This is a genomic window from Synechococcales cyanobacterium T60_A2020_003 (genome assembly GCA_015272205.1).
GTDB lineage: Bacteria > Cyanobacteriota > Cyanobacteriia > RECH01 > RECH01 > JACYMB01.
Genome location: JACYMB010000256.1, coordinates 1 through 8639, shown reverse-complemented (window position 1 = coordinate 8639; position 8639 = coordinate 1). Strand labels below are relative to the sequence as shown.

At 52.4% G+C, this 8639-nt stretch carries 8 protein-coding genes; 4 read left to right on the top strand and 4 right to left on the bottom strand.

The window, feature by feature from the left end:
• On the top strand, nt 1-273 hold a 273-nt coding region (locus tag IGR76_12785; GenBank protein ID MBF2079357.1), incomplete at its 5' end, for an ASPIC/UnbV domain-containing protein.
• Here the strand turns inward: IGR76_12785 and recF are convergent.
• The 3 genes from recF to IGR76_12770 form a co-directional block, all read right to left on the bottom strand.
• The gene (recF, locus tag IGR76_12780; GenBank protein MBF2079356.1) at nt 270-1394 is read right to left on the bottom strand and encodes a DNA replication/repair protein RecF; all 1125 of its coding nucleotides are present in this window, start codon (nt 1392-1394) and stop codon (nt 270-272) included. The two genes, IGR76_12785 and recF, sit on opposite strands and share 4 nt — an antisense overlap.
• 188 nt (nt 1395-1582) lie before the next feature.
• Complete coding sequence (locus IGR76_12775; protein MBF2079355.1) at nt 1583-2542, bottom strand: mechanosensitive ion channel; 960 nt, start codon at nt 2540-2542, stop codon at nt 1583-1585.
• Between the two features lie 76 nt (nt 2543-2618).
• Nucleotides 2619-5447 carry a cation-translocating P-type ATPase gene (locus tag IGR76_12770; protein ID MBF2079354.1) on the bottom strand — a complete coding sequence of 943 codons (2829 nt, stop codon included), beginning with the start codon at nt 5445-5447 and terminating at the stop codon, nt 2619-2621.
• A 194-nt stretch (nt 5448-5641) separates the two neighbouring features.
• Between IGR76_12770 and IGR76_12765 the strand changes: the two genes are divergently transcribed.
• Nucleotides 5642-5959: a hypothetical protein gene (locus tag IGR76_12765; GenBank protein ID MBF2079353.1), complete on the top strand. Its 318-nt coding sequence runs from the start codon at nt 5642-5644 to the stop codon at nt 5957-5959.
• A gap of 110 nt (nt 5960-6069) precedes the next feature.
• A complete protein-coding gene (locus IGR76_12760; GenBank protein MBF2079352.1) occupies nt 6070-7443 on the top strand; it encodes a PQQ-dependent sugar dehydrogenase in 1374 nt (457 codons plus the stop codon).
• 1 nt (nt 7444) lies between these two features.
• On the opposite strand, the gene IGR76_12755 is transcribed toward IGR76_12760, so the two are convergent.
• Nucleotides 7445-7618 (bottom strand): hypothetical protein, encoded by a 174-nt coding sequence (locus IGR76_12755; GenBank protein ID MBF2079351.1) that lies wholly within the window; start codon nt 7616-7618, stop codon nt 7445-7447.
• Nucleotides 7619-8452: 834 nt separating this feature from the next.
• Here IGR76_12755 and IGR76_12750 point away from each other — a divergent pair.
• Nucleotides 8453-8639, top strand: a 187-nt coding sequence (locus IGR76_12750) for a transposase (GenBank protein ID MBF2079350.1), incomplete at its 3' end; no start/stop codon positions are given.

The following is an 8639-nucleotide window of genomic DNA, read 5'->3' as shown; positions in this document are numbered from 1 at the left end:
CATCCTGGCATTTTACGCCGCAGAGCGGCGGGGAATCGACCCGCAGGGATTGAAACGCCAGACGGGAAACAGCAACTCCAAGAAGTTGGTGCGGCTGAGGGATCCCATTTCTCGCAAGGACACTATCGTCTTTACTTTGGTTTAGGCGAGCATGAAACAATTGAATCTGTGAAAATAGTTTGGCCGGATGGGACGCAACAATCTATTGAACCACCTAGTGTCGATCAACTTTGGACGGTGACCTATCCTTCTAGGAAAAAGTCTATGATTTAACCCTCAATCTGTCCCCGTTCCACCTTCAACACTTGCGACGACTTCAGCCACTCCGCATCAAATGCATTCAGGTGAGTTGTCGTAATCAACGTTTGAAAATGATCCTGAATCGTTTCCAGCAGCTTATCCTGACGATTCAGATCCAGTTCCGCCAACACATCATCCAACAACAAAAGGGGAGGTTCTCCGATTACCGCTTCGATCAGCTTCAACTCCGCCAACTTCAACGCCAACACCAAGGTGCGCTGCTGTCCCTGGGAACCATACTGCCGCGCAGGTGTACCGTTAATCAAAAACTCCACCTCATCCCGATGCGGCCCTACCAGCGTTGTCGCTTGCTGCTGTTCTGCGATCGCCCGTTGCTGGATTTTGTCTAAAAAGGCACCTTGGATGGCACTGGGATCATCCTTCTCAATAGCAACATTAGGTAGATAGCGCATTTCCAACATCTCTGTACTGCTGCTAATGGATTGATGCCATGCCTGGGCGATCGGAGCTAGCCGTTGAATCACGCGCGATCGCCGCCGAATCACCCGTACCCCCATCGTTGCCAGTTGGGCATCCCAAATCGCCAGTTGCGTAGACTCATCGGTCTGTCCTGAGCGATCCGTTTTGAAGAGACTTTTCAACAGAGCGTTGCGCTGACGCAAAACCTTGTTGTACTCCTGCAAAATGTGGGCATAGATAGGCTCTAGCTGTACCAGCAACCCATCAATCCAAACCCGTCGTTGTCCCGGACTGCCCCGCACGAGGTCTAAATCCAGACTGGAAAACTGTACCGCATTGAGAAGTCCCAAAAAGTCGAGCTGGCGTTTTAGCGTTACGCCATTCTGGGCGACGGTGCGACGACCATTGCTGCGGAGGATCAGGGCAAGGTCTACGTCACCTGCATCGCGGGTGAGAATCGCCGTGATTTGTCCCGTTGATTCCCCGTCCAACACCAGTTCGCGATCGCGCAGGGCTCGGTGCGATCGCAGCGTAGACAGCAGTTCAACCGCTTCCAACAGATTCGACTTCCCCTGGGCATTATCCCCAACCAAGATGGTTTTTGGAGCCAAGAACTCCACCTGTTGATCAACGTAATTACGAAATTGCTTGAGGTGGAGCCGTTTGAGATACATGGGAACCGTACTAGAGAATAGAGCCATCACGCTTGCCAGGAATTCGCCCGTCGCAAACCCGACTTACGCCTGAGTCCATGAATGCCCATTGAGGCAATATTGCACAATAGCATGATGCTCCCTCAATGTATCATTCTGGCTTTACGCCAAGTTCAATGCATGAGTTTTTGAGGACGATCCAATCAGCCCTAGGCGTCAGAGGGGGATGAGTCTAGCCTTACCTTGACAAGAGGTAGATCCACTAAATGCACCGTCGTCGAGGCAAAGGTAGCCCGATCACTATATTGCATGAACTCGTCCAAAATTCGGGAAAACAGTTCGTCTTTTTTACTCCGACGTTGTTTATAGTTCACGACATAGCGTACGGTAAATTCCAGCCAGTTATCGGTCGTGACGAGGGTAACCATCGGCTCAACTCGAGCATCCTCAATCAAATACTTGCGAAGCATTGTGTTCCAATGGGTTTGGGCAGTGGGAATAAACTCACCACAGATGTCTTGAGCGGCTTGCATCAGCACTTGGCGCACCCACTGATAATCACTCCCATATTTAACGGGAATAATAATTTCATCCCACAAAAATGGAAAATCACCGGAATAGTTAAAGACTGGCTCTTTAAAGACAAAACTATTGGCAATGCGAACAATGCGGCCATTATAGAGGTCACTTTTGACCCAATCACCGCATTCCATCAACGTGGTTCGCAGAATGCTAATGTCGATGACGTCACCAACAATGCCACCTAATTGGACGCGATCGCCCGGCTTATAGAACTGTCCAAAGGAGATCGCCACCCAACCGGCAAAACTAGTGATCACTTCCTGCAGGGCAAAGGCAACACCTGCACCGATCACTCCAAAAAAGACCGTAAAGCGAACCAGGCTGTCGCTGAATACGAGAAGTGCAAAAACCCCGATCACCAAGTAACGTCCGAGATTTAGCGCCTTACGGATGCGATAGCGGGTATCTGAATCCAGGCTTTGTCGGATAGCGAATCGTCGTAAAATTTGAAAAAAGGCAGCAATCAGGATCGCCCCAAGGATCACCACGAGCAGCTTGATGAAATTGGGATCGCTCAACCACTGTTGCAAACGGCTAACTGTATCCGTAATCGGTTCTGTAATCGTTTCGTCAAAGGGTTCATCCATAAGGGTTCCGAGTTCATAAGGACATTTGCAGCCGGATGGGTTGCTAAGTTGAGCAATACCTGCCTCAGCTAGCGTCCTAATCACTCACGTTAATAGGCCAGCCCATCCGTTTAGCAAAACGTACAAATAACTTTTCAAGCTCAATCCAGACAAACATGAGGAGACTGAACCCAAGACAAACACCTAATTCCTTCGCTGTCAAAACATGGGTGCCAAAGAACTCTTGCAGGGGTGGAACATAGATTAGCATCAGTTGCAGAATCGTCGTCAGAATCACCGCTCCCCACACATAGGGATTACTCAACGGATTCAGCTCAATCGTGAGGCGACTGTTGGATCGAATGGCGATCGCATGTCCCATTTGGGCTAGACACAGCGTTGTAAACACCATCGTTTTCCAGCGTTCTGGATCTCCGGGCGTCGTCGCTGCATAGTGATACGACCACACCATCAAACTTACGGCCAAAATCGTAAACACACACCCAATCCGCAGCATATAGGCTCCCAATCCCCGTGCAAAAATACTTTCCTGGGGATCGTGGGGTGGACGCTGCATCACGCTAGGTTCAGCAGGTTCAACTGCTAGCGCCAGCGCAGGCACCCCATCGGTGACCAAGTTCATCCACAAAATTTGTAGCGGTGTGAGGGGGACGCCGCCCAAGGGAACCAGAATCGGAGAGACCGCGACTGTCAACACCTCACCAATATTGGAACCCAGGATATATTTCACAAAGCGACGGATATTGGTGTAAACCACTCGTCCCTCTTCCGTTGCTGCCACGATGGTGGCAAAGTTATCGTCCAGCAGCACCATATCGCTGGCCTCTTTGCTAACGTCGGTTCCGGTAATCCCCATGGCAATGCCAATGTTGGCCTGTTTCAGGGCAGGGGCATCGTTCACGCCATCGCCCGTCATCGCCACAATCTGTCCCTGTCGTTGTAGCGATTGCACAATTCGCAGCTTATGTTTCGGTGATACCCGCGCGTAGACACTGACGTTTCCCATGACTTCATCAAGCTGAGCGTCCCCTAGGTGCTCGATCTCTTGTCCAGTCAGAACGCGATCGCCCGGTTGAGCAATCCCCAACTCCTCCGCGATCACCCGCGCCGTGAGCTGATGATCACCCGTGATCATAATCGGATGAATACCGGCTTGTCGGCACCGCACCACCGCCTCTTTGACCTCTGGACGGGGAGCATCCAGCATTCCCACCAAGCCCAGCCAGGTCATGTGTTGTTCGATGTTCGTTGAATCATTGATTTGAATATCCATGAGTTCGCGGTAGGCAATCCCCAGCACGCGTAGACCTCGTCCCGACATTTGATCGGTATGGCGTAGAATTCGCTGGCGATGTTCGGGGGTGAGTGGAGAGGGGCGATCGCCAACTTGGGCGTGGGTACAAAGATTCAGCACCAGTTCTGGTGATCCCTTTGTGTACATCAAGTAGGGATGCGTCAGGTAGAGATTCTTAGACGCGGAGGGATTCAGTTTACAAATCACGCTCATCCGCTTCCGTTCTGAAGAAAAAGCCAGTTCATGTATCCGTGGACACTGACTTAGCCACGTTGGTTTATGAATGTTCGCCTTTGCCGCTAGGGTGAGGAGTGCCCCTTCCGTTGGGTCTCCAAGTACGCTCCAGTCCGAACCTTCTCGTTTTAAGGTTGCGTCGTTACACAATACACATCCCGCCAGTAATCGTCGAAGAACCAAGCTAGTCTCAGGCGCAATTACACAGCCCTCATGGTGGAATTCTCCAGCGGGATCGTACCCGTCGCCCGTAATGTTGACGTGGCAGCCGTTCGTTTCGTCGCGATCGATGTAGACGGCTTGCACAATCATTTTATTTTGGGTCAGGGTCCCTGTTTTGTCCGAACAGATATGAGTCACTGACCCTAAGGTTTCTACCGCAGGCAGTTTGCGAATGAGGGCATGGCGATGCACCATCCGCTGGGTTCCCAGTGCCAGAGTCACCGTAATCACAGCGGGCAGTCCCTCCGGCACAACGGCCACCGCCATACTCAACGACACCTCCAACAGCGACTCAAACTGATTCCATCCTGTGATTAAAACGCCGCCGATCACGACCAAGGCCACCAACAGCATCGATCCACCCACCAGCACATTGCCCAACTGCTCCATGCGCTGCTGGAGGGGGGTCGGTTCTGACTCTACGGATTGCAGCATGGTGGCGATGCGTCCCAGTTCGGTTCGCATTCCCGTACTGATCACAATGGCCACACCCCGTCCATAGACCACCTCGGTTCCCTGGAAGACCAGGTTGAGGCGATCGCCCAAGGGCGTGTCTACGTCACAAGGCTCCCCCGCCCGTTTCGTCACCGCATTGGACTCCCCGGTCAATGCCGATTCCCGGACTTGCAAATTCATCGCTTCCAGGAGGAGACCATCGGCAGCAATCTGCATCCCCGCCTCTATCCAAAAAATGTCTCCAGGAACCAAGTCGCTTGCCTCAACCTCTAGCAATTGCCCATCGCGGATGACGCGCACCACCGGGGATGCCAGTTGTTTTAAGGCGGCCAGCGCTTTCTCCGCACGACTCTCTTGGAGATAGCCCAAAACGGCATTCAGACCCACAATCAGCAGAATGGCGATCGCATCTTTCGGAAAATTATTTCCTCGCAGATCTAAAATTGCAGACACCGCTGCCACCGCGATCAGCATAATCAGCATCACATTTTTGAACTGATCGAGCAGGATCGTCCATCCACTTCGACCGCCTGTATCCTCCAGTTCATTCAGCCCGAAGCGCTGCTGTCGTTCCAGGACTTGTTCGCGTGTGAGACCGTGCTGGCGATCGCTCTCCAGGAGAACCAACACCTTATCTGGCATTAGGGTATGCCAATGGTAGATCGCGTCGGATGGCATAAGAGAGGAGTGCGAAGCCATGAATGTTTAGCGCCTAAAGTAGCGAGATCCCTATAGATATCGATCATAGTTCCTGAATGTAGTCTCAGTTACAGTTTGTGTCGAAGCTTAAAAAAGTAGGGCAAATGTCAAGTTGTCTTGCCGCCTAGACGACGCCCTATCGGTGGAAAAACCATTAGGATAAAGGCGATAGTTCCTATCATGACTTTATCCGCATGGCGCAGGTGTTGCCCGATCACGAACCGGACAGCTTGAGTTTGAAAAAGGGACTGATGAGCATTGCCCAAGACGAACAGCGCCATGCCGCCTATCTGCGGGAGGCGATGCTGCGTCGATTGCCCTACGACCAAGCCTTGGCTCTGATGGACGCCTGGCGTACCCGCCAAGTGAATGCTCTCATTGCCATGGTTGGGAATTTGGTTCAAAAACAAGGAAAAACTCCGTCCCTGGTTCAGGAGGGAATGCCAACGGACGAGAATTTAGCCATGGATGAACAGCCTATGGCTTCGGAGTCAGCGTTGGTGTCGGCTTAAGTTCAGTGGGATGCACCACAGGAATTCCCCTACCCCCTGCACTTGCTTTAGGGCTGCGCTAGGCTGGATAAGGGTAACGATTCCCGTTCTGCGTTTTTCAAGCTGAAAGTATGAGCCATCTTTCGATCCCGCTTGTGTTTGGAGCGTTCCTTCTGGGGGCATGTACCGTATCGTGTGCGCCTGCGGTAGACTCTACGGGGGCATCTACCGCAACCCCAGCCTCCGACCCTCGCTCCACAACTCTTGCTGCAGACGATGGGGCGATCGCCCCTGACTCAGCCAGCATTATTCCGACCCAACCGCTGCCCCCATCTCCGATTCGGATTACGGTGGAGGATTTGCCCCGTCCCTTTGCAACCCAGAGCGCATCGAAACCCCCAACCGTGATTCCGGTTCCGGCCAATCCTGTCCTGAACGTACCGGATGGCTTCACGGTTAATGTCTTTGCGGATGGGCTGGATCGCCCCCGGTGGCTCGCCTTAACGCCCAGTGGCGATGTGCTGGTGGTCGAAAGTCGCAATAATCGCATTTTGCACCTCAAAGATACAACGAAGGATGGTGCTGCCGATGAGCGCATTACGTTTGCGACAGCAGAGAACGGTTTGAATCTCCCCTTTGGGATGGCGTTTGCTCCGGGCTATTTCTTTGTGGGCAATACCGATGCGGTGATGCGCTTTCCCTACGACAAAGGACAAGATCAATTGACCGGAACCGGAGAGGCGATCGCGCCTCTACCCGGACAGGGCTATAACCAGCACTGGACGAGAAATGTCATCGTGTCTCCCGAACGGCAGAAACTCTTTGTCTCGGTGGGATCGGAAACGAACGTAGACGAGGAACCTCTGCCGCGAGCCTCTGTCCTGTCGATGAATTGGGATGGGTCTGATACTCAGGTGTTTGCCTCTGGATTGCGAAATCCGGTCGGGTTAGCCATTCATCCCCAAACGGGCGACCTCTACACCACGGTTAACGAACGCGATGGCATTGGGGATGATCTCGTTCCTGACTTTTTTACTCGACTTCAGCCTGGAGCGTTCTATGGTTGGCCCTATACCTATCTCAAACCAGACTTGCTCGATCCGCGCCAAATGCAAGGCGATCAAAGTCGCAATCCAACCCTAGCCGCCCAAACCCAAACGCCCGATGTTCTCTTTCAAGCCCATTCTGCAGCGCTCGGCCTCCAGTTTTATGATGGATCGACCTTTCCGGAACGCTACCAAAACGGAGCCTTTGTGGCTATGCGCGGATCCTGGAATCGCAATGAAGGAACTGGTTATAAACTCGTTTTTATTCCGTTTAACGACGCTAACGAACCGGACGGGTATTACGAGGATTTCCTTACGGGATTTTTGGTGGATCCCCGTGGCCCGACTACTTGGGGGCGTCCGGTGGGGCTGTTGGTGATGCCGGATGGGAGTCTTCTCTTTACAGAAGAGATGAATGGCCGGATCTATCGTGTGCAGTATACGGGGACAGATTCGTAGTTTAACCCTTGGGACGACGGGGCGATCGCCGCACAATCACGCCCCGTTTCGCCATGCGATGGGTGGCGATCGCCAAGGCCACCGTTAACGCCACAGGCAGTCCCTCAGGAATGGCCGACACGGCTAACGCGATGAAGGCAGCATCTTTGCGATCGCCAATCAAAACCGAGACCACGGCTGCCAATCCCAAAATATAGATCAGGGAGCTGCAAAACTGTCGTCCCCAAATATGCCAGATACTGGGTGGAGGCGATTGGGGTAGACGGTTAGCTCCGTAATACTCTTAGCGAACTTGGGCTTCCGCATGGGTCAACCCTCCTGTGGTACTCTTCAGCGTTTCCAAAACCTGGGCGAGCGGGATGGCGTGCCACTGAAGGGACGTTGATGGCTGCATATCAAAAGTCCACGTTGCTAATCACCATCCGGAGAACGAACGTATGATACGGAATCCGATTCGGAAAGTAGCACTATTTCAGAGACCCCTCCCAACCTCCCCTTGCTCTAGACGTGAAGCGGCTTCCCGCAGGGTAGGGGATGTGCCGTCAGGCGGTGGGGTTTAGTTCTACCTTATAGCAGGATTTTGTATGACACTCAACAGGAATGCCTCGCTGTGAGGCGTTCACAACGTGACCTGTCTTTGTTCAAGGGACGGCTTCTACAGTTTTGATCCTATCAAGCGTGAACGGGAAGGGCGCATAAACGGCTCAACATGTAATGAAGCATAGAACATCTATTCAAAACTCAAAACTCAAAACTCAAAACAGATAAGCCTTGCGACATATCTTGAGATGCTTAAACAAAACCGCAGGAAACGATTCAACCGTGGTTTACTAGAGGGAAGGGCATAGAGAGTTGGGAACATGGATGTTTCAGTCATCGGAGCCAGTGGCGATTGTGGACGAGAGATCGTATCTCAACTCGTTGGTATTGGTGCGGCGTTGTTGCATGAAAGAGGGGTTGCGGGCAGGAGAGGCATGGTAAATTTCAGTTATCACATATAAAACCTGCCATGAAACCTCAATACCGCATCCGCAACTGGTCAGAGTATAACGCTGGATTGAAGGCTAGGGGAAGCCTCACCTTCTGGATCGAAGAATCTGTGCTGGGGCAGTGGGTGGTCGAGGAGTTGAGCGGCAAACCCGGCGCGTCAGTTCTTTATAGTGACCTTGCGATTCAAACAATGGCGACCGTCAAAG

What these genes read in the sequence shown, in the direction of transcription:
- IGR76_12770 (MBF2079354.1), bottom strand. Translation starts at nt 5,447, where the DNA reads ATGGCTTCGCACTCCTCTCTTATGCCATCCGACGCGATCTACCATTGG.
- recF (MBF2079356.1), bottom strand. Translation starts at nt 1,394, where the DNA reads ATGTATCTCAAACGGCTCCACCTCAAGCAATTTCGTAATTACGTTGAT.
- IGR76_12765 (MBF2079353.1), top strand. Translation starts at nt 5,642, where the DNA reads ATGGCGCAGGTGTTGCCCGATCACGAACCGGACAGCTTGAGTTTGAAA.
- IGR76_12775 (MBF2079355.1), bottom strand. Translation starts at nt 2,542, where the DNA reads ATGGATGAACCCTTTGACGAAACGATTACAGAACCGATTACGGATACA.
- IGR76_12760 (MBF2079352.1), top strand. Translation starts at nt 6,070, where the DNA reads ATGAGCCATCTTTCGATCCCGCTTGTGTTTGGAGCGTTCCTTCTGGGG.